Consider the following 25464-nt stretch of genomic DNA (forward strand, 5'->3'; position numbering starts at 1 on the left):
GATTCTTAACACAAATATCTTTTAGGACTCATCCCGTTTGCCAGATAATGAATCCACTACCAGACTTAATATTAAGTCAGGTTTCGCTTTTTTGGAGGTCAGTATGAAATTATCCCTTGCGCCGCTTTTCTGTTGTTTGCTCATCCCAACGGCATGGGCGGATGATACCGGTGGGCTTCAAAAAGGGGACGCGCCACCGCCACCGCACGCGATTGATGATGGATATCGCGGCACAGAAAATGCGCGCACCATGACCGTGGAACAGGCCAAAGAGATGCACGATGGCGCGACCATTTCACTGCGCGGTAATTTAATTGACGGGTCGGGGGGTGATAAATACACCTTCCGCGATAAGACCGGTGAAATTGCCACTATTATTCCAAAATCAGTTTTTGATGGCAGGACGGTTGAACCCGATAATACGATCAGCATAAACGGTAGTCTGGATAAGAAAATGACCCCGCCGGTCGTGCGAGTCGACCATATTCAAAAATAGCCGTTGATGTGCCTGCGCAGCGCAAAGCAGAAAGAGAGATAACCGATCGCTTTGCCCTGCGCAATATTTCCGCCTTAAGGTAAATTCCAACGACACCCACACTGAATATCGTAACCCCTACCAATATCTGGGATGCAAATACCAGGATTAATCTGTCCTTTAGGATTGTTCCCCATTTCATCACCTGCTAAAAAAACCAACAATTTTAACCGCTCTCTTTGCCATGGAATATCCATGACATCTTTGCCGATATTATTCGGCATTATCGACAAAAAAACGGCATAAAGGATTACGGAAAATGAAACACATATCTCTGGCGGTATTCGTGGCTGCGAGCCTGGTCAGCGGCGCGGCTCTTGCGGATAATCATACTGTTTCTCTGGGTTATGCGCAGAGCAAAGTTGAGAACTTTAAAAATATTCGCGGCGTGAACGCACAGTACCGTTATGAATGGGATTCCCCGTTGAGCGTGGTGGGTTCTTTCACCTATATGAGCGGCGATGAAGATCAGAATTATTTTGTCGATTCTGACTCCGTGAAAAATCACATTGATGTGAAATATTACTCACTGATGGCCGGTCCAGCGTACCGTATTAACGAATACGTTTCTCTGTATGCTCTGGGCGGCGTCGCACGTACCAAAGCGGATGGCGACACCAAATGGGTCAACGCGGGCGATGGCTACACGCAGAAAGACAGCATTTCTGAAAAATCGACCTCTTTCGCGTACGGCGCGGGCGTGCAGTTTAACCCAACCGCCGATCTGGCAATTAACGTGGGTTACGAAGGAACCAACGCCGATCTCCAGGGCGACAGCTACTCTATCAATGGCTGGAACCTGGGCGTAGGTTACCGCTTCTAGTCTGTTGAATTGACCTCTCCCGGTCAGGGAGAGGTCAGCGTTTGTGCTCCCGCTAAAATATGCGTAATAAAGTGCGTGAGTTTTGGCAACGGACGCAAATCCTGACGCCACAGTAAATGCACCGGTCTTGGCTCAGGGGTGAAATTTTCCAGCACGCGTATCAATCTGCCTTGCGCCAACGCTTCCGCGACCAGCACTTCAGGCTGCAACAGCAAACCCGCGCCGGCAATCGCTGCCATGCGTAAACCGTAGCCATCGTTACAGCGCAAAATCGCGTCGCGCTTCCAGCGCACTTCCCCTTCTACACCCGGCAGTCGCCACTCGTTTCGCGCCGTCCACACCGTATGCGACAGGCACAAATGATCGACCAGATCGGCGGGCGTTTGTGGGGTACCGTGTCGCGCCAGATACGCCGGTGCCGCGCAGATGATCATCCGGTAGGGACAGAGATATTTCGCCACCAGATCCTCGTGATGAATATCGCCGATCCGAATCGCCAGATCGATGCCTTCATCGACCAGATCCACCATTCGGTTCGTCAGATCCAGCTCAACCCGCACATCCGGCCAGTGCTGCAAAAACGTGGCGGTGAGCGGCGCAATTACGCAGCCGCCAAATGAGGTTGGCGCGCTCACGCGCAGCGTTCCGGCAGGTGCGGCGCGCAATCGCTCGACGGCGCTTTCCGCAATCGACACTTGCTCCAGCACGCGTTTGGCCTCGTCATAATAGACGCGTCCCGCATCGGTCAGGCTCTGACGACGGGTATTGCGCTCCAGCAGGCGCGTGCCCAGCTGTGTTTCCAGCAGCGCGATGTATTTCCCCACCATCACCGCCGACATCGCTAAGCGCGACGCCGCGCCGGTAAAGCTGCCGCTCTCTACCACCGCGATAAACGTCTCCATGCCGCGAAGCTTATCCATATTACAAACTCCTGGTTAGCAATCATCTAACTTTAGCCCAGTTTATCTCATGTTTTATTTATTAAAGAATGGAGGCACACAACATAAGGAGTCAGCTATGAAAATCGTCATTATTGGTGCCAGCGGTACGGTAGGTCGTGCGGTAACGGAAGCATTGAGCCGTCGCCACGAGGTGATTCGTGTGGGTCGTACGAACGGTGATGAGCAGGTGGATATTACCTCGCAGGAGAGCGTCCAGGCGCTGTTCGAGAAGATAGGTCCAGTGGATGCGATTGTCTCCGCCAGCGGTGGCCTGCATTTTGGCCCTCTGGAGACCATGAAAGACAGTGATTTTAATCAGGGATTGCAGGACAAACTGCTGGGCCAGGTGCGGCTGGCGCTGACGGGCCAGCACTACCTGAATGAAGACGGTTCGATCACCTTGATAAGCGGCATTGTGGCAGACGAGCCGATTGCCCAGGGCGTCAACGCCACCACGGTGAATGCTGCACTGGAAGGTTTTGTCCGCGCCGCCGCCTGCGAACTGCCACGCGGAATTCGTATCAACCTGGTTAGCCCGACGGTGTTGAGCGAATCAGCCGACGCTTACGACGGATTTTTCCCGGGCTTTGAAAGCGTACCCGCCGCCACCGTCGCGCAGGCTTATCGCCGCAGCGTCGAAGGCGTCCAGAGCGGGCGGGTGTATAAAGTCGGTTACTGAGTTTTTTCAGCCGCGATTAGCACCAGCATCGGGCGTTCCGCTTCTTCAGCCAGCGCAGGCCAGGCATCCGTCTGCGCCTGCGTTGGGCCCCATTCGTTGACTTCACGAATCGTCAGCCCTGCCGCGATCAGCGCATTGAGCGTCGTGCCAAGCGGGCGGTGATATTTGATAACACCGTCCGCCAGCCAGTTGCTGACGCGTTCGCCCTCCTGCTGATACTGATTCACGCCCCAATAGCGCACACCGTTATCATCCGTGAGCCAACCCTGACGCGACGCGCAGGTGTAGATCGGGTGTTCCATCGAAAACACCAGACTGCCGCCGGGCTTCAGCGCGCGCTGAATTTTGGCAAACAGGGTGTCGAGTTCCGGCAGATAATGCAGTGCCAGCGAGCTGTAAACTAAATCGAGGCTGTTTTCTGCAAGCGACAGCGATTCCAGACTGCTGCGTTGATAGCGAATCGCCGCGTCGCTGGTCAGTTCCGCAGCACGCGCGAGCATTTTTTCCGAGATATCAATGCCCGTGACCTGCGTCGCGCCCATTTCCCGCGCCACACGGCAGAACCAGCCGTAACCGCAGCCGAGGTCGACTACGGATTTATCGCGCAAGTCCGGCAGCATCGTTTTCAGCGCGGGCCACTCGGGCGCGCCGTCCAGCCCCTGCACCGAGCGCGGTAGCTGCGCGTAGCCTTCGAAAAATGCCGGATTGTCGTAGATATTCTGTGCCATGTGAGATCCCTCTGTAAGAATGTGCTTAAGAGTATATCCCTCACCCTACCCTCTCCCTAAATGGAGAGGGAGTATGTTGTGCACATTGTCAATTTATGAGGATCCCGCCAGGGTGGAAACAGCGCTTCAGCCCACCGAACCCCACACGATATTTCCTTTATGGAAGGTGGCGGTTCGCGGCGAAATGCGCGCCACGGCTTCGGCAGAACAGGAAGCGTCCACCAGCACGAAGCTGGCGTCATCTTGCGCCTTCGGCCATACGCGCTCGCCTTTGTCGTTGAGCGGCAGCACATCCCCCGTGGCGATCCCCAGCGCACGCGAAAGGGTTTGCTCGTTCGGACGGATATACAGCTGCGCGTACAAATTGGCTTTTTCGAGCATGTCGCCCAGGCCGTACGGCGACCAGTGGTCGATCACGCTGTCGGTCCCCGTCATCACAAATACGCCTTTATCACGCAGCTGTTTGAGCGGCATGTGCATCGTGCCAATCGGCACGGTGGAAGCGATAGCGATCTGCTGCGCGGCCATACGGGTTGCCAGCGCGTCGACCTGCTGTTCGTTGAGCATCGCCAGCGCAAAGCCGTGGCTGATCGTCAGTTTGCCTTTCAGTTCCGGCGTTTTTTCGACGGTGTCGACCATGTAATTCACCGCCGCCACGCCTGCCGGGCTGGTTTCGTGCAGGTGGATATCCACGCCCTTGTCGTAGTCCAGCGCAATCTGGAACATGGTGTCGAGGGACTTTTCCATCGCGCCGTCAACGTTAGTCGGGTCCAGCCCGCCGACGTAGTGCGCACCAGCCTGCATCGCCTCGCGCATCAGCGGCTCTGATTTTGAAAGCAGCAAACCGTGCTGCGGGAAGGCGACGATTTCACACTCAAAACCGGCGCTGCGACGCGCCAGCACCGCCTGTAAATTTTCCAGACTTTTCAGGCCGGAAGTGGGTTCGATATTGCAGTGGCTGCGGGCAATGGTGGAGCCCTTCGACTGAATCAGGTCGATAAGTTTTTCCGCGCGTTCCTGAGTGTAGGGCTGCAACTCGGGCAGCAGCTTGTGCTCCAGGCGGATCATATCCTGAATGGTGGTTCCCGCCGGGCGATTGAGCGAGCGCCACGGGCCACCGTAAAACGTTTTGTCCAGATGGATATGCATGTCGCGCATCGTCGGGAGCATCAGCTTGCCGCCTGCGTCGTAGTGCGGCAGCGTGGCGTCGGCGTGGCTTTTGTTATCGCGCAGCGCGACGATTTTACCGTCTTTGATCTCCAGCGTTTTTAGCTCAGTGCGCGTGCTGACGGGCACTGAGCCTTCAAAATGAAAACCCGCCTCCAGCAGCACGTTATCCAGATAATAGTGTTTCGCGGTGATGTTCATCGGTTTGCCGGTCTCGCAGGTCTGTTTCGCAGAATCAGCAGCATACGCGACGGAACCGGTCGCACCAAACAGCGCGCAGGCGGTGACCATTTTGCCGCTCTGGCTGATAAACTCCCGGCGGCTTTTATTCTCATTCATCTTATCTTCCTTATTCTTATGCGTTCACAATATGGGTGCCCGTTTCACCGCGCAGCGCCGCGGGCAGGCAGTCTGGTGAGGTGATGATGACCCGTTTTCCGCCGTGGTGCAGGAATGCCAGGCTGGCCACGATTTTGGGTAACATGCTGCCCGCCGGGAAATGGCCCTCTTCCCTATAGCGCGTCATCTGCGCGACGTTCACCGTGTCCAGCGCCTGCTGATTCGGCTTGCCAAAGTTGACGCACACTTTCTCGACGCCGGTAGTGATTACCAGCACGTCGGCGCAGATCTCACGCGCCAGCAGCGCGGTGGAGAGATCTTTATCGATGACGGCATCCACGCTTTGATACTCGCCCGTTTCCGAGCGAATCACCGGGATCCCGCCGCCGCCCGCGCCGATCACCACGAAGCCTTTTTGCGTCAACGTTTTGATGGCGTCCGCTTCCACGATCCGTATGGGTTGTGGAGAAGCCACCACACGGCGGTAGCCGCGCCCGGAATCCTCAACGAAATGCCAGTCGGGATGGGCGAGTTGTAGCTCATCGCGCTGGGCTTCGCTGAAGAACGCGCCGATCGGTTTGGTCGGATGGGCAAAACCGGGATCGTTTTTGTCGACTTCAACCTGCGTGACGACCGTGACTGCTTTTTGCTCCCCGCGCGCGGCCAGTCGATTGTTGAGCGCCTGCTGAATCAGATAGCCGATCCCGCCCTGGGTGTCTGCCACGCAGTTGGCGAGCGGGGTGAGCGGCAGCCCTTCGCGCTCGTGCGCGATCTCTGCACGACGCAGATCTAATCCCACCTGCGGGCCGTTGCCGTGCGTCAGGACGATGTCGTAATCGGAGGCCAGCATTTCCAGCACCGAGTCCGCGACCGCTTTGACCGCCTCCGCCTGATGTTCAATCGACTGGCTGGCGTTGTCTTTGATAATGCTGTTGCCGCCGATGGCGACGACCATGAGTTCTTTCATCTGTTTTCCTTTGAAAAAGTGCGGTCTGATGCCCTCACCCCGGCCCTCTCCCACAGGGAGAGGGAGTAAAGCACCCTCACTCTGTGGCCGAGAGGGGAAAAATTGCTCCGGGCAATCCCCTCTCCCGTTGAGAAAGAGGGAAATGCCGCTCCGGACTGTTCCCACTCCCCCGTGAGAAAGGGGAAAATGCCGCCCGGACTGTTCCTACTCCCCGTGAGAAAAAGGAAAAGGCCGCTCTGGACTGTTCCCTCTCCCCGTGGCAAAGGGGGAAATGCTGCTCCGGAGTGTTCCCTCTCCCCGTGGGAGAGGGTTAGGGTGAGGGCATCAGGCATTATCAGGATTCTGAAACCGGTGATCCCGCACGCGCCGCTTCACGGCTCTCGAGGAAATGTTTCACCACGAACATGCCGCTCATCATCAGGTAGGCCGTGACGAACGTCAGCGAGCTGCCTTCGGCGAAGCCCACCACCGGCGCATGGATCACCCCGAACAGCGCCAACAGCGCACCGACCGCAGCGGCAATCGCCCCGCGCAGCGGTTTATTAATGATGGCGAAAATGGCGATACAGCCCCAGAGCATACTGGCGAGCGGTGCGCCGTTGCCGAGGTGCATCAGCCCTTCGTAGTAAATTCCTTTGCTGTGCAGCACGTCGGTGCCGATTTTCGCCGCGTTGGTTCCCGCCGCCCCCATCACGCTGTTCATCATGGTGAGCGCCCAGTTGGCGATCCACGGGAACAGACAGATAAAGATGACGGGCACCTCCACTTTGGGCGTTTCCCTCACCACCTGGTTGGCGGTCACCACGCCGATAAACACCAGAATTGGCACAATGGCGGTCATCGGAATGATGGCGAGCATAAACGCCCCCAGCCCGAACAGCGGCACGATGAACATGGTGACGCCAGACGCCAGCGTATAGCCGATGCTCGCGCCCATCGCTTTCCAGCCTGCGTGACCAACGTAAACCGTGACCGGGAACGGGTTCCCCATCAGACAGCCAAGCATCGACGCCAGACCGTTTGCCAGCATCACTTTACGCGTCGGGTATTCATCCCCCGCCGCGTGGGCGCTTTCGATGTTTTCGAGGTCAAAGATGTAGTTCGCGAGTCCCAGCGGAACCGCAGAAGCCAGATACGGCAGCGCGTGTGGCAGACCCTGCATAAAGCTGTCAACGTGGACTGACGGCGGGTTAAAGCCAAACGATGACATGGACGCTTTGATCGCTTCCGGGCTTTGCAGGCCGGAGATCCACGCCAGCGCCGTACCGGCGATCAGCAGCAGTAAACCGGTCGGAATGCGGGCAAAGATCGGCTTTTTACCAAACCAGTTGATGAAGATCAGCAGCAGCACGATGAACGACACGGTCGGCGCTTCGAACGCCTGCAGCATTGGGTTCATCGCCAGCAGCAGCAGGCCCAGGCCGGACAAGCACGACAGCAGCACGGTGCGTGGAATCATCTTGCGAATGGTTTCACCGAGGAACGAACCGCCCGCCAGAATCATCGCTTCAACAAAACACCACACCAGCCCAATCTGGATGGCAAAGTCTGCGTCACCGGTTTGCTGATAAACGGGCATCAGCACCAGAAACGTAACGGTAAAAATCGACGGTGCGCTGGGTCCCGACGGCAGCGCGGTGACGTCGTTACGTCCGGTTTGACGCGCCATTTGCAGGCCAAACCAGGTGTAACACACGCTCGCCACCAGTACCGCCAGCCCGAAGGCCGGCGCGATACGTCCATAAACAATCTCTTTCGGGATGCCGACGACAAAAATGAGCAGCCCCATCATGGTGAGCAAATTGGTCAGGTTGTTGGTCATCAACCCGAAATATGCCGCCCAGTCACCTCTTTTCCACTCCAGTTTCATGCTTTTCATGGATGCTTACCTTATAGGAAGTAGCGATCGCGGAAGGTCAACAGCGCCTTTTCAAAACAGCTAAACGGCGGGTGTACGATGCCCGCCCCAATCATGCCAATGCCGGCGTCTTTGTGGGCGATGGCGGTGTTGATCACCGGCAAAATGCCGCTGCCCGCCACTTTGGTGATATCAATCGCCGTCGGAATACCCATAAACGAGAGCAGCGGAATGGTGACGTTCGGGTTTTCACCGAGCGTGATTTCGCGCATCTGACGCGAGAAATCGACGGCTTCATCAACCGTGCCGCCCACCAGCGCGACGATGGCGGGTGCGGTGGCCATTGCAAAACCGCCGATGCCGTAGGTTTCGGTGATGGCGCTGTCGCCAATGTCCAGGCCGGAATCTTCCGGCTTATAGCCCGCAAACATCGGGCCGATCACCTGCTGCGCCGGACCGGTAAACCATTGACCCGGCAGGCCGGAAATGCGCAGGCCAAATTCGTACCCGTTGCGCGCCATGGTGGTGACCACAGTGCTGTATTCAATGCCGTGAGCGGCATCCAGCGCGGCTTTACACATCGCCATCCACGTTGGACCGGAGAAGTAGTCGCTGCTGGCGACAAACTCAAACACCTGGCGCTGCTGCTCAACCGGATAGCCCGCCTGAATCAGCCCCGGCGTCAGCGCCTGAATCAGCAGCGTGGTGCCTGCGTTATTGCGGTTATGGCACTCGTCGCCCATGTGCAGCGCCTGCGCCAGCATCAGCCGCAGATCGATTTCGCCGATGACCTTCATCGCATCGCGCAGCATCGGGCCGAGCACGTCACGCATCCAGATCAAACGGTCGATCACGCTCTGATCGTTCGCCCCCATGCGCAGGATTTTCGCCATTTGCTCGCTAAGGTTGGTGAACGCGCGGTTGCCGTAGGTTTTGTTTTCGACGATATGCATAAACATCGACGCGGACGTAACGCCCGCCATCGAGCCCACGCAGTCGTGCTCGTGGCACGGCGAGAAGGTGATTTTGCCCGATGCCGCCAGCGTGTTAGCTTCATCTAAATCGTTCGCCAGCCCTTCAAACACCAGCGCCCCCGTCACCGCGCCTTTCATCGCGCCGCACATGTTTTCCCACGCTACCGGCGGGCCCGCGTGCAGAATGGTGGTACGCGTCATGCCAGGGACGACGTTGATGGCCTGGTCAAAGCCCACCAGCACCGGATGGGACTGAATAATGCGCTCCAGCGCGATTTTGTTGGCGGCAGCGATTTTGTCGGCCAGCGGCGTGTTCGCCAGCTGATCCAGGGCTTCCACCACCTGCATATTGCCCTGCCCCGGCGGGATCCAGTCGAGCTGAGTGACCGGAACGTGCTGCTTTTTCAGATCGTCGCTGAACATGGCGATGCCGACGTTAATGACGTTCAACGGCTGGTTAAATAAGGTTTTCATTAGGCTTTCTCCCCTTTGCAGACAAATTCACGCGCCAGTAATCCCGTATTGGTGCTGCTGCTCGCCCAGATAACGCCAGCGTCGGTGAGCAACTGACACTGCTGCGAAAGCGCTGGCGTATCGAGATCGGTGCCCAGCACGTAGCCCAGGATTTCCAGCGGACGGTTGTCGGCTTTGGCAATCGCCTGCGCCTCTTTAATTGCGTCGAGCATCACTCCGACCGGATCGTCGTGAGAGCCGAAACCGAGCACGAAATCCATCACGATCACGCCCACTTCCGGGTCGCGCGCTTCCTGTAACAGGCGGCTGATGCGGTTGGTCGGGTCGATCATTGGATGCGGTTTGCCGTTGGTGAAATCATCATCACCAAAATCGAGAAACGTGTGGGCTTTGCTGACGTTCACATCGGCTAAGCGTTTGGTCGGATCGGGCTGAATATTGCTGTAAACGTCGTCGAATTTCTCCAGCGCGGCGAACATCGCTTCGTCGCACAAGGTACCGCCGCAGAACAGCCCGCGAATGTACTTTTGCTGCGGCGTCAGGCGCGCGCGGACCTCTTCGATTAGCGGCCAGTTGAGCGGGTGCAGATCCAGAGACTCTTTTTTGATGCCGGTCAGCAGGACGGCTTTCAGCGCCACCTCTTTTGTGCCGCGCGCAAACTGCAAGCCGTCTTCATCCGCAGGCGGTTCATTACGACCGAGGAAACAGACCACCACCGGCTTACGGCAGGCGCGCGCACGGGCCAGCACTTTTTCAGCAACCGAGGGGGCTGGCGGTTTGGAGATAAGCGTAATGACCTGGGTCGCGTCGTCGGCTTCGAGCATGTCGATGGCGTCGAGCATCATCAGACCGCCGATCTTCTCGCTGAGATCGCGTCCGCCTGTGCCAATCAGCTGAGAAATCCCACCGCCAAATTCATGAATGCGCGCGCTCAATTCCTGGCTGCCGGTGCCGGACGCACCCACGATGCCAATCGGGCCACGGCGCACCGCGTTGCCAAAGCACAACGCCGCGCCGTTGATGATGGCGGTGCCGCAGTCCGGTCCCATCATCAGCAATCCTTTTTCATGCGCCAGTTGCTTGAGCGCCAGCTCGTCTTCCAGACTGACGTTATCGGAAAAGAGCATCACGTTGAGACCGTTTTCCAGCGCCTGACGCGCTTCGCGGGCGGCAAAGAGTCCATTGACGGATATCACCGCCAGATTACTGTCCGGGCGATGCGTTTTGGCGCTAGCCAACGTGGCGTAGCGCGATTCGTGTGAGCCCGAACTCTCTTTGCGGGTAAATAACGCTTCGATGGCAGCCAGCGTTTCGTCATCCGCCGCGTCACCTTTAATGACAATCATCAGGTCGCCGTTTTTGGCGTCCTGCAATTCCGGCGTTAATAATCCGAGATTTTTTAAGACGCCTTTATTCATTTCGGTCGCCATCGCGATAAATGCCTGTTCAACGCCGGGCAATTTATTGGCTTTGGTCGAGACCGACATCAGCGAGACAGAATCAAAATAGGTATTCTTTTTTATAACGATTTTGGTAGGCATTATTTCCTCCCGAATTCGGGCAAAAGGGGGCCGTCATCATGTTTAAGGCATGATGTGAAAACTGATATTTTTTAGTGCAGGCAAGCCCGGTAAGACTTGCCGAATGAATTACGCGCCGGCGGCTAACAGCAGTTCGGCAATCGGGTGATAGCCTTTTTCGCGCGCCAGTTCGAGCGGTGATTTACCGTATTTATCCGTCATATGCGGATTCGCGCCGTGGTCGAGCAGCAGCCTGACGATCTCCTGCTGTTTTGCGCCGCCGTCATTTAATACGATGGCCTCCAGCAGCGGCGTCCAGCCGACAAAATTGGTGTGGTTGACGTTAATATCGGTGTGGGTCAGCAGTTCGCGCACGATGTCAACGTGCCCTTTTTCGCTAGCAGGCGTGATGCCCACACCGCCGAAACGCGTCAGGCGGTCGAGATCCGGGTTGGCTGGCAGCACAATGCGCAGCAGGGTTACGTCATTAGTCAGGCAGCTAATCAGGAACGGGTTAAAACAGGTTTGATCCTGCTTATCGATATCCGCCCCGGCGGAAATAAGCAGTTCAACGCAAGAATAATGTTTATGCAGACTGGCAATAATAACGGCGGTTCTTTTCTGACGATTGGTGGCGTTGATATCCACGCCTTTATCCAGACAGGCCTGTAGCGCATTGGCATTGCCCTGTTCTGCGGCCAGCAGAAATTCAGTAACGAGTTCATGTGCAGACATATTAAGACTCCGATGTTTTCATTTCTGATAACCTGAGAATAGCAACAGCGCATGCATAAAAGAATCCGCTTAAATATCATTCATCGTAAGGTCGTGGATTGTTGAATTAAAATTAACAATCCAGTCAAAACGTGCGTCGGTGCAATGTTTTTCTTATCGCTGGCCCGCTTTTCACCTGCAAAATGGCATTCTGCTTATGGCTCGAAACCCCTTGCCAGCCGTGGGCTGAAACAAAATCGTAGAAGTGTGATTCTGTTCAAATCAGTTGTAACCGCAGTGTTAAATATTGTTCAATACTGATTGCCGTTAGCGCGGATTACAAATAGATTCAATAATCCCATTTGACCATTACGCGGAGCGCGCGGTAATGAATTCGATATTTACGGAAGAAAACTTGCTGGCGTTTACCACCGCAGCCCGTTTTGGCAGTTTCAGCAAAGCGGCTGGAGAGTTGGGCGTGACCACGTCGGCGATAAGCTACACCATCAAGCGTATGGAGACAGGGCTGGATGTGGTGCTGTTTGTGCGCAATACGCGCAGCATTGAACTGACCGAATCCGGCTTTTACTTTTATCGCAAAGCGACCGATCTGCTGAATGACTTTCACGCGATTAAGCGCGGGATAGATACCATTTCCCAGGGCATTGAAGCGCGGGTGCGTATTTGTATCAACCAGCTTTTATATACCCCGCGCCATACGGCCAGGCTGCTCCAGGTGTTAAAAAAGCAGTTTCCCACCTGTCAGATTACGGTGACCACTGAGGTTTATAACGGCGTCTGGGATTCCATTATTAATAATCAGGCCAATATTGCGATTGGTGCGCCGGACACGCTGCTGGATGGCGGAGGCATTGATTACACCGAAATTGGGGCGATTCGTTGGGTGTTTGCGATTTCACCCCAGCATCCGCTCGCGTTTGCGCCTGAACCCATCGCCGAAAGCCAGCTCCGGCTTTATCCGAATATCATGGTCGAAGATACGGCGCATACCATCAATAAAAAAGTGGGCTGGTTGTTACACGGGCAGGAGGCGATTCTGGTCCCGGACTTTAACACCAAATGCCAGTGTCAGATCCTGGGTGATGGAATCGGTTTTTTACCGGAACATATGGCGCGAGAAGCGATGGAAGATGGGCTGCTGATTACGCGTCGAATTAATAATCCGCGTCAGGATTCGCGTATGTTGCTCGCAACGCAACATGCGGCGACCGGTCAGGTCACCCGCTGGATCAAACAGCAGTTTGCCCCACAGGGAGTGCTGACCGGGATTTATAGCGATTTACTCTGGCGAACGTAAAATCTAATTGCGGGTTTGCACCCAGAAGGCGTGAATCAATCCTGGGATATACCCCAACAGGGTCAGGACGATGTTAAGCAGAAATGCCCAACCGAAACCTTTGCCAAGCAGCACGCCAAGGGGCGGTAAAATAATCGTAAAAACAACACGCCAGAAACCCATACATTCTCCATACACACTAAGCAGGTAATTGTAAAAAAAGAGATTTATCTCTAAGCGTAGCGAGTTTAGCGTGTTCCGCCACCTCGCAGCTGCGCTTTTACCCTCCTTTACCCTCTTTACACTGATAGAGACTGGCGATTAAGGGGTAAACCCGCGTTACCCCTGTACCAGGACTGAGGCGTGGGCTAAGGTAAAGGTCACTAAATGAGGAGGATGATATGTTTTCTGTTGGCGATCTTGTGCAACCGCGTATGGGCGGCCCGAAGCTGAAAGTCGTTGAAGTGCATGGCGATCAAATAATTGCTGTTCAGGCGAGTCAGGAGCAGGGTGAGAAGTACACGTTGAAGGCGGCGGATGTGACGCTTTATAAAGAAGACGGCGATTTCGGCGTTTGCTAATACTCAGGGCGGTGAAAAACCGCCCTGCAATACATCACAATTAGATTAAGAAATCTTCCAGTGATTTACCGTTTGCCAGTGCAGTTGCAATCGCTTTCGGTGTACGACCCTGACCGGTCCAGGTTTTTTCTTCACCATTCACATCAGTAAAACGATATTTCGCTTCACGTACCTGACGTTTCTGCGACTGGCTTGCGCCTTTTAACACGTCTTTACCCAGTAAATCTTCTGGAGAAATACCGTCCGCTTTCATCCGCTCCAGCAGTGCATTAATTTTCTGCTGCTGTTCCGCCTGCTGCTGCTGCATTTCGTTTTGCTCATTACGTTTTTCTTCCGTAACGATGCGGAATTTCTCCAGCATTTCTTCGAGCACGTCAATTGAGAAGTCACGCGCCATTGCGCGAAGGGTACGGATATTATTAAGATTTTGTAACATTGAAGACATATTACTGAAGACCTTTTATGAGTTGATTCAATGAGCAATAGGACAACATGGTAATCCACTTTACTTTGAATATCCAGTTGCATTCCTTCCTGACAATTATTAAGGCTATTCAAAAATAGTTATTTAGATATTGTTACTTTTATTTTCGTCATTTAATGCCTTCTTTCATTTTATTCATCACACAATTTTAAATTCAACGTTTTGCTATTTTGAGCAACCTTCCTGCTTCACAATCCTGATAACTGAATAGTCAGTCACCTCACCTGCATAAAACACCTGCTGCGATTACAGAATTTTCGACTGCTTTTCACATGCATAAAGAACATTAATCACAAATGCCGTGTGTTTTGAACTTACGAAAGGATAGCCTGCTGATAGAAGCGTTGAGTGTGATTTCACATCAACAAAAAAAAATTTAAACAATTGATAAATATAGTTATCTTTTACATAAAAACAGAAATCACCAGCACGATAAAAAAGCAGGCTTTTTTAGAGAATTTTATAGGAAAAAAGGCATTTAATAAAAATTATTCACTCATTGTGAGTTAACAGGCAGAGATATACTCTATACACATCAAAAAAAGCAACCTAAAGCACCTTATGCCGCGGGTATTGTCACTATACTGTGTTGCTCTCAAGGAGTTCGGACATGTTCTCACCGCAGTCTCGCCTGCGCCATGCAGTAGCGGACACTTTCGCGATGGTTGTCTACTGTTCCGTAGTGAACATGCTGATCGAGATATTCCTCTCCGGAATGTCTTTTGAGCAGTCGCTTTCTTCCAGGCTGGTGGCCATTCCGGTCAATATCCTTATTGCATGGCCGTATGGTTTTTACCGTGATGCGATAATGCGTATGGCGCGCAGATTCAGTCCATCAGGCTGGATGAAAAACCTGGCAGATGTGCTGGCCTATGTGACATTTCAGTCACCGGTTTATGTCGCGATTTTGCTTACGGTCGGCGCTGACTGGCATCAAATTGCCGCTGCCGTCAGTTCGAATATTGTGGTGTCAATGATGATGGGCGCGGCCTACGGCTACTTCCTTGACTACTGTCGCCGTCTGTTCAAGGTGAGTCAGTACACAACGTCTAAAGCGTGATCGACTGCGACTGGCTACTGCCAGTCGCGTGCTTATGGCGCTTCGCCAAACAATCCTTGCAGAAATCGCTCCAGCGCCATGCGGGAGCTAAAACCGTGCGGAATACCGTAATGCTCATGTCTTTCCCCGGCTAAATACAGGGGGAATTCCTGATAGTGATCGCAGGTTTTGATATCCGAGGCGGGCTCAGCAAATGACAAACTTCTGTCTTTCAAGGTCGGGTGAATAATCAGCGCCATGCGACCCATTCGAGCCTCGCGATTAACATAGACATAATTATCGCCACGGCGATAACCGTATGTTTTTTGTGTGACTGCATCCATGATGAAACCCGCTTTTTCAAGAACGCGTGCCACCTCATCGGGTCGTAAATACATATTTTATCCTCGTTATCTTTTACTGCCGGGCAACCTTACAGTAATCAGCATTCGTAACGCTTTCAGATAAATCCATAAAGGGCGAGATTCATCACGACTCGCTTCAGATATTAAAATCATGGGCTAAACTGAATGTGAACGCAAAATTATGGAGGATCGTATGTTTAACAGACCGAACCGAAACGATATTAATGACGACGCTCAGGATATTCGTAATGATGTCAGCCAATTAGCTGACACGCTGGAAGATGTTTTAAAATCCTGGGGCTCAGATGCAAAGGACGAGGCGGATGTCGCCAGACGTAAGGCTCAGTCTTTGCTACGTGAAACCCGCGCGCGCATGAATGGTCGCTCGCGTACTTCGCAAGCGGCGTGCGATGCCATCGGATGCGCAAGTACGTTCGTTCGTGAAAAACCGGTGTGTGCGATTGGTACTGTCGCCGCCGTCGGGATTTTTATCGGCGCGCTGCTGACGTTACGTAAATAATTCCGCGCTGGAATTATTAATGACCCCTCGTTCGCCCTCGCGAACGGGGGGTTTTATTTTTATGGCGACAAAATCGCCACAACACCCATCTCATCCGCCCTGCGCCGCTGCGCTCATCGTGACGCCACAATCAATTCAAATTTCCCATATCTTGTGTGGTTGAAACTTACATCAACTACATCTAGTATTCCATTTAGCAAGACACCCATAGCCTGACGCGTTCATTCGCGCCGTTCTCTTATCATAGAGGGAAATACGAATCATGAGCATTACTATTTACACTCGTAACGACTGTGTTCAGTGCCACGCCACAAAGCGGGCGATGGAAAGCCGCGGCGTGGAGTTTGAGATGGTGAATGTCGATTTAGTCCCTGAGGCCGCCGACGCGCTTCGCGAGCAAGGTTTCCGCCAATTGCCGGTGGTGATTGCTGGCGAAACCAGCTGGTCAGGCTTTCGCCCGGACATGATTAACCGTCTGCAAACTCAAGCCGCCAGCGCATGAGTATTCTCGTCTACTTCTCCAGCAGCTCCGAAAATACGCTCCGCTTCATCGAGCGTGTCGGACTGCCCGCCGTGCGCATTCCGCTGAACGAACGCGAACGCATTCAGGTAGACGAGCCTTATATCCTGGTGGTTCCCAGCTATGGCGGTGGCGGAACGGCGGGCGCAGTGCCGCGTCAGGCAATCCGCTTTCTCAACGATCCCCATAACCGGGCGTTGATTCGCGGCGTTATCGCGGCAGGCAATCGCAACTTCGGCGAAGCCTTCTGCCGCGCCGGGGACCTGATTTCTCAAAAATGCGCCGTGCCGTATCTCTATCGCTTTGAACTGATGGGGACACAGCAGGACGTAGAAAACGTGCGTAAAGGAGTGAACGAATTTTGGCAACGACAACCGCAGAACGCGTAATGCAGGGATCAACGGATTACCACGCGCTGAATGCCATGCTTAACCTCTACGATCGTGAGGGGCATATTCAGTTCGGGAAAGATGCAGAGGCGGTGGACGCTTTTTTTGCCGCCCACGTGCGCCCCAACAGCGTGCCGTTTGCCAGCCAGGACGCGCGGCTCGACTATCTGGTGAACGAAGGTTATTACGAAGAGCGGGTGCTCACTCGCTACGATCGTCACTTTGTGCTGAATCTGTTTGAACGCGCCCACGCCAGCGGTTTTCGTTTCCAGACGTTCCTGGGGGCGTGGAAGTATTACACCAGCTATACGCTCAAAACCTTCGACGGTAAGCGCTATCTCGAAAGTTTTGAAGACCGCGTGTGCATGGTGGCGCTAACGCTCGCGCAAGGAGATGAAAATCTGGCGCAGCAGCTGATGGACGAAATGCTCTCCGCGCGTTTTCAACCCGCCACGCCCACGTTCCTGAATTGCGGCAAAGCGCAGCGCGGCGAGCTGGTGTCCTGTTTCCTGTTGCGAATCGAAGACAATATGGAGTCGATTGGGCGCGCGGTGAACTCTGCCCTGCAATTATCAAAACGCGGTGGCGGCGTTGCGTTTCTGCTCTCTAATTTGCGCGAATCCGGCGCGCCGATTAAGCGCATAGAGAATCAGTCGTCGGGCGTTATCCCGGTGATGAAAATGCTGGAAGATGCGTTTTCCTATGCTAATCAGCTGGGAGCACGTCAGGGCGCTGGAGCGGTCTATCTGCATGCGCATCACCCGGATATTCTGCGTTTCCTGGATACCAAGCGTGAAAACGCCGATGAAAAAATCCGTATCAAAACCCTTTCTCTCGGTGTAGTGATCCCGGATATCACTTTCCAGTTAGCGAAAGAAAACGCCGAGATGGCGTTGTTTTCCCCCTACGATATCGAACGAATTTACGGCAAACCCTTCGGTGATGTGGCGATCAGTGAACTCTACGACGAACTGCTCGCCGACGATCGCGTGCGTAAAAAATTCATTAACGCCCGTGATTTCTTCCAGACGCTTGCCGAGATCCAGTTTGAGTCTGGCTATCCGTACATCATGTATGAAGACACGGTGAATCGCGCCAACCCAATCGCCGGGCGCATCAATATGAGCAACCTGTGCTCCGAGATTTTGCAGGTTAACAGCGCCTCGACCTATGACGAGAATCTGGATTACGCGCACATCGGCAAAGATATCTCCTGCAATTTGGGCTCGCTGAATATTGCTCACACCATGGATTCACCCGATTTTGGCCGCACCGTCGAAACGGCAATCCGCGGGCTGACGGCGGTGTCAGACATGAGCCATATCCGCAGCGTGCCGTCGATTGAAACGGGAAATGCCGCTTCACACGCCATTGGGCTTGGGCAGATGAATCTGCACGGCTATCTGGCCCGCGAGGGGATCGCCTACGGTAGCCCGGAGGGGCTGGATTTCACCAATCTCTATTTCTACACCATCACCTGGCATGCGCTGAATACCTCAATGAGGCTGGCGCGCGAGCGCAGTCAGCGTTTCGCCGGATTTGAAGACTCGCGATACGCCAGCGGTGAGTATTTTAATCAGTATCTGGAAAACAGCTGGCAACCGAAAACCGAGAAAGTGCGTGCGCTGTTTGCCCGCGCCGGCGTCACGCTACCCACGCGCGAAATGTGGCAGCAGCTACGTGACGACGTGATGAGGTACGGCATCTATAACCAGAATCTGCAGGCGGTGCCGCCGACCGGATCGATCTCGTATATCAACCACGCGACGTCGAGTATTCACCCGATTGTCTCGAAAATTGAGATCCGCAAAGAAGGCAAAACCGGGCGCGTTTACTATCCCGCGCCCTTTATGACCAACGAAAACCTGGCGCTGTATCAGGATGCCTATGAGATCGGGCCGGAGAAGATTATCGATACCTATGCCGAGGCCACGAAGCATGTCGATCAGGGGCTGTCGTTAACCCTCTTTTTCCCTGACACCGCCACCACGCGCGACATCAACAAGGCGCAGATTTATGCCTGGAAAAAGGGCATTAAAACGCTGTACTACATTCGCCTGCGCCAGCTTGCGCTGGAAGGCACTGAAATCGAAGGCTGCGTGTCCTGCGCGCTGTAAGGAGAAAGGATGAAACTGTCACGCGTGAGCGCCATCAACTGGAACAAGATTCAGGATGATAAAGACCTGGAGGTCTGGAACCGCCTGACCAGCAACTTTTGGCTACCGGAAAAAGTGCCGCTGTCGAACGATATCCCGGCCTGGCAAACGCTTAGCCACGCCGAGCAACAGCTGACGATCCGCGTGTTCACTGGCCTGACGCTGCTGGACACCATTCAAAATAGCGTGGGTGCGCCCGCGCTGATGGGCGATTCGCTCACGCCACATGAAGAAGCGGTAATGTCGAATATCAGCTTTATGGAAGCGGTGCATGCCCGGTCGTACAGCTCGATTTTCTCGACGCTGTGCCAGACCAAAGACGTGGATGCCGCCTATTCCTGGAGCGAAGCATCGGCCTCGCTGCAGCGTAAGGCTCAGCTGGTGCTGGAGTATTATCACGCCGATGACCCCTTAAAGAAGAAAATCGCCAGCGTGTTCCTGGAATCTTTCCTCTTCTATTCTGGTTTTTGGCTGCCGATGTACTGGTCCAGTCGCGGCAAACTGACCAATACCGCCGATCTGATTCGTCTGATCATTCGTGATGAAGCGGTACATGGCTATTACATCGGCTATAAATATCAGAAAGGGCTGGAGAAAATCAGTGAAGAAAAACGGGAAGAACTGAAAGGGTTTGCGCTCGATTTGCTGATGGATTTGTACGATAACGAGCTGAGTTATACCGAAGAATTGTACGCCGGAACAGGCTGGGAAACCGACGTGAAAGCGTTCCTGTGCTACAACGCCAATAAAGCGCTGATGAACCTGGGATATGAAGCGCTGTTCCCTCCCGAAATGGCGGAAGTGAATCCGGCGATTCTGGCGGCCCTCTCCCCGAATGCCGACGAAAATCATGATTTTTTCTCCGGCTCGGGCTCGTCTTATGTAATGGGTAAAGCAGTAGAAACCGAAGATGCGGATTGGGATTTCTGAGGCAAAATATAGCGTTCATTAATTTAATATAAATCCTAAAATCTCCGACATATATTTCCGCGTGATCTACACTGTCATCCTGGCTTCATATTCACCTGAATCATTGCGATTCAGGTGAAATTCTCCTGTGCATTGACAAAAATATCAGAAAAATTCGACCAGCGCTCAGCCCTTACCTCATGGGAAATTCAGCCGTTTCGCTTGTTGCAAAATTCAGGCTTCAAGCCTGGCAAGGGTTGTCTCAGATTCTGAGTATGTTAGGGTAATGCCGGCTAATTATTTCCACTGGTAATGATATCGACATAGATAAATAACAGGACTGACTCTATTGCATGGCAATTAAATTAGAAGTTAAAAATCTGTATAAAGTATTTGGCGATAATCCGCAGCGAGCCTTCAAATATATTGAAAAAGGACTTTCAAAAGAATTAATCCTGGAGAAAACAGGGCTTTCGCTTGGCGTTAAAGACGCCAGTCTGGCCATTGAAGAAGGCGAGATTTTCGTCATCATGGGATTATCCGGATCGGGTAAATCCACCATGGTACGCCTTCTCAATCGCCTGATTGAACCCACTCGTGGACAGGTGCTAATTGACGGCGTTGATATCGCAAAAATATCCGATGCTGAGCTGCGCGACGTGCGCAGGAAAAAGATTGCAATGGTCTTCCAGTCATTCGCGCTAATGCCACATATGACGGTATTGGATAATACCGCCTTCGGTATGGAATTAGCGGGAATCCCTGCGGCTGAGCGCCAGGAAAAAGCGCTGGATGCATTGCGTCAGGTTGGGCTCGAAAATTATGCTCACGGTTATCCGGATGAACTCTCGGGCGGTATGCGCCAGCGTGTGGGTTTGGCCCGCGCATTAGCCATTAATCCCGATATTTTATTAATGGATGAAGCCTTCTCGGCGCTCGATCCCTTAATTCGTACCGAGATGCAGGATGAACTGGTAAAACTTCAGGCAAAACATCAGCGCACCGTGGTATTTATTTCCCATGACCTTGATGAAGCCATGCGAATTGGCGACCGTATTGCCATTATGCAAAATGGTGAAGTGGTTCAGGTCGGCACCCCGGACGAAATACTGAATAATCCGGCAAATGATTATGTTCGCACCTTCTTCCGTGGCGTGGATATTAGCCAGGTATTTAGCGCCAAAGATATTGCCCGTCGCGCGCTGAACGGCATTATTCGTCGTACGCCAGGTTTTGGCCCGCGCTCGGCGCTGAAGCTGCTGCAGGATGAAGACCGTGAATACGGTTATGTGATTGAACGCGGTAATAAATATGTTGGCATTGTCTCCATCGATTCACTGAAAAGCGCGTTAAGCGAAAATCTGGGAATCGATGCGGCGTTAATTGACGCTCCGCTTGCCGTGGACGCCGAAACGCCGCTCAGCGAGTTGCTCTCTCATGTGGGTCAGGCGCCGTGCGCCGTACCGGTTATCGGAGAAGAACAACAATACGTCGGCATCATCTCAAAACGGATGTTGCTGCAGGCTTTAGATCGCGAGGGGGCAAACAATGGCTGATCAATCAAACCCGTGGGGAACCACAGAAGCAGCGGATAGCGCGGCACAATCGGCAGATGCGTGGGGTTCTTCGACCCCTGCCCCTACCGATGGCGGCGGTGCAGCAGACTGGCTAAACAGTGCCCCTGCGCCTGCACAGGAACATTTCAATATTATGGACCCGTTCCATAAAACGCTGATCCCGCTGGACAGTTGGGTGACCGAAGGTATCGACTGGGTTGTCACGCATTTCCGTCCCGTGTTCCAGGGCATTCGCGTGCCGGTAGATTACATTCTGAACGGCTTCCAGCAAATGTTGTTGGGCATGCCTGCGCCAGTGGCAATCATCCTGTTCGCCATGATCGCCTGGCAGTTCGGCAGCGCTGGAATGGGGATTGCCACGCTGATCTCACTGATTGCGATTGGCGCTATCGGCGCGTGGTCGCAGGCCATGGTCACGCTGGCGCTGGTGCTCACTGCCCTGTTCTTCTGCATCATCATCGGTTTACCGATGGGCATTTGGCTGGCGCGCAGTCCAAGGGCGGCCAAAATCATCCGGCCACTGCTTGATGCGATGCAGACCACACCGGCGTTTGTCTATCTGGTGCCGATTGTGATGCTGTTTGGTATCGGCAACGTGCCGGGTGTTGTGGTGACCATTATCTTCGCCCTGCCGCCGATTATTCGCCTGACAATTCTGGGGATTAACCAGGTGCCGGCCGATTTGATTGAAGCTTCACGCTCGTTTGGCGCAAGCCCACGACAGATGCTGTTCAAAGTCCAGCTACCGCTGGCCATGCCCACCATTATGGCGGGAGTTAATCAGACGCTGATGCTCGCCCTCTCCATGGTAGTGATCGCCTCGATGATCGCCGTTGGCGGGCTTGGCCAGATGGTACTGCGCGGTATTGGCCGTCTTGATATGGGTCTTGCCACCGTGGGCGGCGTGGGGATTGTGATCCTCGCCATCATTCTTGACCGTCTGACCCAGGCTGTGGGTCGCGATTCACGCAGTCGCGGTAACCGTCGCTGGTACCAAACCGGTCCTGTCGGCCTGCTGAGCCGCCCATTCACGAAGTAATCCTGTAAGCGCCCGGCGACACATTGCCGTCGGGTCTTCAACTCATGAACTTTACACAAAATTATTCAGGTTCCATCGCGGCGGCAAACGAATGATTCCCAGGGCGCGTACCGATGGTACTTAACTGGGGTGAATGCGTGCAGCCAACGACGAGGCGGCCGGAATGATGAAGTGTAATGTAATAAGGAATAACGATGCGACATAACGTACTTTTTGCCACAGCGTTTGCCACCCTTGTCTCAACCAGCACGTTTGCGGCTGATCTCCCGGGCAAAGGCATTACCGTTCAACCGGTTCAGAGCACCATTTCCGAAGAGACGTTCCAGACCATGATCGTCAGCCGCGCGCTGGAAAAACTGGGCTATACGGTCAATAAGCCAAGTGAAGTGGATTACAACGTGGGCTATACCTCGATCGCCTCTGGCGACGCCACGTTCACCGCCGTTAACTGGAAGCCGCTGCATGATGATATGTACGCTGCTGCGGGCGGAAGTAAAAAATTCTATCGCGAAGGGACGTTTGTGACCGGTGCGGCGCAGGGTTATTTGGTCGACAAGAAAACCGCCGAGAAATACCACATCACCAATATCGAACAGCTGAAAGATCCGAAGATCGCCAAACTGTTCGACACCAACGGTGACGGCAAAGCCGACATGATGGGCTGCTCCCCGGGCTGGGGTTGTGAAGCGGTGATTAACCATCAGAACAAAGCGTTCGATCTCGAGAAGACCGTTGACGTGAGCCACGGGAACTACTCGGCGATGATGGCAGATACCATCGCGCGCTTTAAAGAGGGTAAACCGGTTATCTATTACACCTGGACCCCATATTGGGTCAGCGATGTGCTGAAGCCGGGTAAAGATGTGGTGTGGCTGCAGGTGCCATTCTCCTCTCTGCCAGGCGAGCAGAAAGATATCGACACCAAGCTGCCGAACGGCATGAACTATGGCTTCCCGGTGAATACGATGCATATCGTGGCGAACAAAGCCTGGGCTGAGAAGAACCCGGCGGCGGCGAAACTGTTCTCCGTGATGAAACTGCCCCTGGCGGATATCAACGCGCAGAACGCGATGATGCATGAAGGCAAATCGTCCGAAGCGAATATTCAGGGTCACGTTGACGGCTGGATCAAAGCCCACCAGCAGCAGTTTGATGGCTGGGTGAAAGAAGCGCTGGCCGCGCAGAAATAGTCTTTTCATTTTCCACTCGCTCCTGAGATGCCCGCATGGGCAACGCCCTCTCCTCTTGGGTGAGGGCTGGGGTGAGGGGGAACAGGCGGCTCTGAGTTTCGTTCCGTTCACCTTTCGTTCTCGGCTTCTTTGTTACACCAGAACCGGTGAACGTGTTAAGGGGGCTATCGTGTATGAACCGGTCACATGGGTTACAGATCTGACCGGTCACACAGGTAACACTTTTTGACTTAATCGGCCCGGATTATACGATGATTTCGTCTGTCGTACCGGGCCAGTATCAGTGCACCAAATCCTATCTCATCCAGATCTTCTTCGACCTGCTTCATCCATATCCATTCTCCCCTCAGCGCCTCCGATAAAAATATCCGGGTACTGTTAAAGCATAAATCGCCTTTTACTGAGACGCGTAATGTCCGTGCATCATCCGGTACCGGCATTGCCTTCCATGGGCCGGTAAAGATGCGCTCTGACGGATACCAGACCGAGCCGGGTGTTTTTCCGCCCAGCGCCTTGTGGGGGCGAATGTCATTAAACTCACTACGCCAGGCATCCAGCCAGGCCTGCTGCTCTTCCAGGGACGTGAACTTTGTATGCCGCTTTAGTGCATCCTTCAGGGGCCGGTGCATCCGCTCATGCCGCCCGTTCTCCGTGGGTTTACCCGGCCGGATACGTTCCGGCAGGACACCACATTTAATCAGCCAGATGGACATCTGGCTCAGCCCCCACAGGCCAGCACCGGCAAACGGCGGTCCGTTGTCCGTACGCAGCACCTGCGGCATACCGCATTCCCGGAACACCCGTTCAAGGCAGGGAATGACAAACCGGCCGTCAGGCATATAGGTGGCATCGCACGCCAGCACTATCCTGCTACAGTTGTCGGTCAGCGTGAAAGGATGACACCAGCGCCCGCCGGTATGAGTAAATTTACCCTTGAAATCGGCACTCCAGACCTCATTCGGGTGGACGACAGTATGTAGTTCATGAGGACGTGTGGATTTAAAAGCCGGAGGCCGACGCTTTTTAACCAGCCCGTGAACCCGAAACAGCTCTCCAATCGTACTGGCCGCAGGCACGCAGATGATATTCAGGTTAAGCAGTCGCTGCCTGATTTTCTCCGGCCCCCATAGCGGGTGCTGCTGTTTAGTGTCCAGCAACAGCTGAACCATGGGTTCAGGGGTTGAGTTCTGGTGATGGCGCGCCCGGGAGCGGTCAGCCAGGGAGGCGGCCTCATCCGGTGAAAAACGAGCCAGCCACTTGTAACCGGTCTTACGGCTGATATTAAAGCGGCGGCATACCTCGGCAACTGGAAGGTTGCCTTCAAGGCAGGCCGCGACAAACTGCAAACGTTGCATGGTAACAGTCTCAGTCCAGGGCACGGTAAACCTCCGTCAGCTGTTTACCGTACTGTTATAACCTGTTACCCATGTGCCCGGTTTAAAGTGTTACCCATGTGACCGGTTCATACATCGCCGCCCCCTTAACAATCCCGGCTCCCGGCAAGAAAATCGCCGCTTCGCGGTACCCTCGTCTTATTCCCTACGGCTATCGGGGACGGGCGCTGTAACGGCCCTGTAAATGCGCCCTCGCCGCGCATCCATGCGCGTCGCCTCGGCCTATAGTCAACGACTCGGCGATTTACAGCCGGACCAGGCCATCGCCTTTTTATTTCTGTATTA

At 54.0% G+C, this 25464-nt stretch carries 26 protein-coding genes; 14 read left to right on the plus strand and 12 right to left on the minus strand.

What is annotated here, in order from left to right:
- The first annotated feature begins 103 nt into the window (after window positions 1-103).
- Together I6L74_RS03235 and I6L74_RS03240 are read left to right on the plus strand one after the other, a co-directional pair.
- On the plus strand, window positions 104-496 hold the full coding sequence (locus I6L74_RS03235) for a YdeI family stress tolerance OB fold protein (RefSeq protein WP_059177754.1): 393 nt from the start codon (window positions 104-106) through the stop codon (window positions 494-496).
- Window positions 497-794: 298 nt separating this feature from the next.
- Entirely contained in the window at window positions 795-1358 is a 564-nt protein-coding gene (locus I6L74_RS03240; protein ID WP_059177753.1) for an Ail/Lom family outer membrane beta-barrel protein, read from the plus strand.
- A 23-nt stretch (window positions 1359-1381) separates the two neighbouring features.
- Here I6L74_RS03240 and I6L74_RS03245 read toward each other — a convergent pair whose 3' ends face one another.
- A complete protein-coding gene (locus I6L74_RS03245) occupies window positions 1382-2278 on the minus strand; it encodes a LysR substrate-binding domain-containing protein (protein ID WP_059177752.1) in 897 nt (298 codons plus the stop codon).
- Window positions 2279-2375: 97 nt separating this feature from the next.
- On the opposite strand from I6L74_RS03245, the gene I6L74_RS03250 reads away from it, so the two are divergent.
- Window positions 2376-2978, plus strand: coding sequence for a short chain dehydrogenase (locus I6L74_RS03250; RefSeq protein ID WP_059177751.1), 603 nt, complete (start codon window positions 2376-2378; stop codon window positions 2976-2978).
- Here the strand turns inward: I6L74_RS03250 and I6L74_RS03255 are convergent.
- The 7 genes from I6L74_RS03255 to I6L74_RS03285 form a co-directional block, all read right to left on the minus strand.
- On the minus strand, window positions 2972-3706 hold the full coding sequence (locus tag I6L74_RS03255) for a class I SAM-dependent methyltransferase (RefSeq protein ID WP_059177750.1): 735 nt from the start codon (window positions 3704-3706) through the stop codon (window positions 2972-2974). The two genes, I6L74_RS03250 and I6L74_RS03255, sit on opposite strands and share 7 nt — an antisense overlap.
- Window positions 3707-3832: 126 nt before the next feature.
- Window positions 3833-5212: an amidohydrolase family protein gene (locus I6L74_RS03260; RefSeq protein ID WP_059177749.1), complete on the minus strand. Its 1380-nt coding sequence runs from the start codon at window positions 5210-5212 to the stop codon at window positions 3833-3835.
- A gap of 16 nt (window positions 5213-5228) precedes the next feature.
- A complete protein-coding gene (locus I6L74_RS03265; protein WP_059177748.1) occupies window positions 5229-6179 on the minus strand; it encodes a carbamate kinase family protein in 951 nt (316 codons plus the stop codon).
- 334 nt (window positions 6180-6513) lie between these two features.
- Window positions 6514-8058, minus strand: a complete 1545-nt coding sequence (locus tag I6L74_RS03270) for a hypothetical protein (protein ID WP_059177746.1) — start codon at window positions 8056-8058, stop codon at window positions 6514-6516.
- 11 nt (window positions 8059-8069) lie between these two features.
- Window positions 8070-9485, minus strand: coding sequence for a YlbE family protein (locus I6L74_RS03275; RefSeq protein ID WP_059177745.1), 1416 nt, complete (start codon window positions 9483-9485; stop codon window positions 8070-8072).
- On the minus strand, window positions 9485-11026 hold the full coding sequence (gene fdrA, locus I6L74_RS03280; protein WP_059177744.1) for an acyl-CoA synthetase FdrA: 1542 nt from the start codon (window positions 11024-11026) through the stop codon (window positions 9485-9487). The genes I6L74_RS03275 and fdrA overlap by 1 nt, the downstream gene beginning before the upstream one ends.
- Before the next feature lie 108 nt (window positions 11027-11134).
- Complete coding sequence (locus I6L74_RS03285) at window positions 11135-11740, minus strand: ankyrin repeat domain-containing protein (protein WP_059177743.1); 606 nt, start codon at window positions 11738-11740, stop codon at window positions 11135-11137.
- Between the two features lie 367 nt (window positions 11741-12107).
- Between I6L74_RS03285 and I6L74_RS03290 the strand changes: the two genes are divergently transcribed.
- The gene (locus I6L74_RS03290; RefSeq protein ID WP_059177742.1) at window positions 12108-13037 is read left to right on the plus strand and encodes a LysR substrate-binding domain-containing protein; all 930 of its coding nucleotides are present in this window, start codon (window positions 12108-12110) and stop codon (window positions 13035-13037) included.
- A 3-nt stretch (window positions 13038-13040) separates the two neighbouring features.
- On the opposite strand, the gene I6L74_RS03295 is transcribed toward I6L74_RS03290, so the two are convergent.
- On the minus strand, window positions 13041-13199 hold the full coding sequence (locus I6L74_RS03295; RefSeq protein ID WP_072241742.1) for a YqaE/Pmp3 family membrane protein: 159 nt from the start codon (window positions 13197-13199) through the stop codon (window positions 13041-13043).
- Between the two features lie 218 nt (window positions 13200-13417).
- Here I6L74_RS03295 and I6L74_RS03300 point away from each other — a divergent pair, with 218 nt between their 5' ends.
- Entirely contained in the window at window positions 13418-13597 is a 180-nt protein-coding gene (locus I6L74_RS03300; RefSeq protein ID WP_059177741.1) for a GDFGVC terminal motif YodC-like protein, read from the plus strand.
- Window positions 13598-13637: 40 nt separating this feature from the next.
- Here the strand turns inward: I6L74_RS03300 and stpA are convergent, their stop codons facing one another.
- Window positions 13638-14042 carry a DNA-binding protein StpA gene (gene stpA, locus I6L74_RS03305; RefSeq protein WP_059177740.1) on the minus strand — a complete coding sequence of 135 codons (405 nt, stop codon included), beginning with the start codon at window positions 14040-14042 and terminating at the stop codon, window positions 13638-13640.
- A gap of 649 nt (window positions 14043-14691) precedes the next feature.
- Between stpA and alaE the strand changes: the two genes are divergently transcribed.
- Window positions 14692-15141 (plus strand): L-alanine exporter AlaE, encoded by a 450-nt coding sequence (gene alaE, locus I6L74_RS03310; protein ID WP_059177739.1) that lies wholly within the window; start codon window positions 14692-14694, stop codon window positions 15139-15141.
- A gap of 32 nt (window positions 15142-15173) precedes the next feature.
- On the opposite strand, the gene I6L74_RS03315 is transcribed toward alaE, so the two are convergent.
- Window positions 15174-15518 carry a DUF2002 family protein gene (locus I6L74_RS03315; RefSeq protein ID WP_059177738.1) on the minus strand — a complete coding sequence of 115 codons (345 nt, stop codon included), beginning with the start codon at window positions 15516-15518 and terminating at the stop codon, window positions 15174-15176.
- Window positions 15519-15678: 160 nt separating this feature from the next.
- On the opposite strand from I6L74_RS03315, the gene I6L74_RS03320 reads away from it, so the two are divergent.
- The 8 genes from I6L74_RS03320 to proX all read left to right on the plus strand — a co-directional run bounded on the left by I6L74_RS03320 (window position 15679) and on the right by proX (window position 23785).
- Window positions 15679-16005, plus strand: a complete 327-nt coding sequence (locus tag I6L74_RS03320; RefSeq protein ID WP_015960146.1) for an ElaB/YgaM/YqjD family protein — start codon at window positions 15679-15681, stop codon at window positions 16003-16005.
- A gap of 262 nt (window positions 16006-16267) precedes the next feature.
- A complete protein-coding gene (nrdH, locus tag I6L74_RS03325; RefSeq protein ID WP_059177737.1) occupies window positions 16268-16507 on the plus strand; it encodes a glutaredoxin-like protein NrdH in 240 nt (79 codons plus the stop codon).
- Window positions 16504-16914 (plus strand): class Ib ribonucleoside-diphosphate reductase assembly flavoprotein NrdI, encoded by a 411-nt coding sequence (nrdI, locus tag I6L74_RS03330; protein ID WP_059177736.1) that lies wholly within the window; start codon window positions 16504-16506, stop codon window positions 16912-16914. Before nrdH ends, nrdI begins: the two co-directional genes overlap by 4 nt.
- Window positions 16887-19031 (plus strand): class 1b ribonucleoside-diphosphate reductase subunit alpha, encoded by a 2145-nt coding sequence (gene nrdE / locus I6L74_RS03335; RefSeq protein WP_059177735.1) that lies wholly within the window; start codon window positions 16887-16889, stop codon window positions 19029-19031. The genes nrdI and nrdE overlap by 28 nt, the downstream gene beginning before the upstream one ends.
- Before the next feature lie 9 nt (window positions 19032-19040).
- Entirely contained in the window at window positions 19041-20000 is a 960-nt protein-coding gene (gene nrdF / locus I6L74_RS03340) for a class 1b ribonucleoside-diphosphate reductase subunit beta (protein WP_059177734.1), read from the plus strand.
- Between the two features lie 332 nt (window positions 20001-20332).
- Window positions 20333-21535 carry a glycine betaine/L-proline ABC transporter ATP-binding protein ProV gene (gene proV, locus I6L74_RS03345; protein ID WP_059177733.1) on the plus strand — a complete coding sequence of 401 codons (1203 nt, stop codon included), beginning with the start codon at window positions 20333-20335 and terminating at the stop codon, window positions 21533-21535.
- Window positions 21528-22595: a glycine betaine/L-proline ABC transporter permease ProW gene (gene proW, locus I6L74_RS03350; RefSeq protein WP_059177732.1), complete on the plus strand. Its 1068-nt coding sequence runs from the start codon at window positions 21528-21530 to the stop codon at window positions 22593-22595. The genes proV and proW overlap by 8 nt, the downstream gene beginning before the upstream one ends.
- Window positions 22596-22789: 194 nt before the next feature.
- Window positions 22790-23785, plus strand: coding sequence for a glycine betaine/L-proline ABC transporter substrate-binding protein ProX (proX, locus tag I6L74_RS03355; protein ID WP_059177731.1), 996 nt, complete (start codon window positions 22790-22792; stop codon window positions 23783-23785).
- 230 nt (window positions 23786-24015) lie between these two features.
- Here proX and I6L74_RS03360 read toward each other — a convergent pair whose 3' ends face one another.
- On the minus strand, window positions 24016-25164 hold the full coding sequence (locus I6L74_RS03360) for an integrase core domain-containing protein (protein WP_059177730.1): 1149 nt from the start codon (window positions 25162-25164) through the stop codon (window positions 24016-24018).
- Between the last annotated feature and the right edge of the window lie 300 nt (window positions 25165-25464).

Source organism: Lelliottia amnigena, from assembly GCF_019047465.1.
GTDB classification, from domain to species: Bacteria; Pseudomonadota; Gammaproteobacteria; order Enterobacterales; family Enterobacteriaceae; genus Enterobacter; species Enterobacter amnigenus.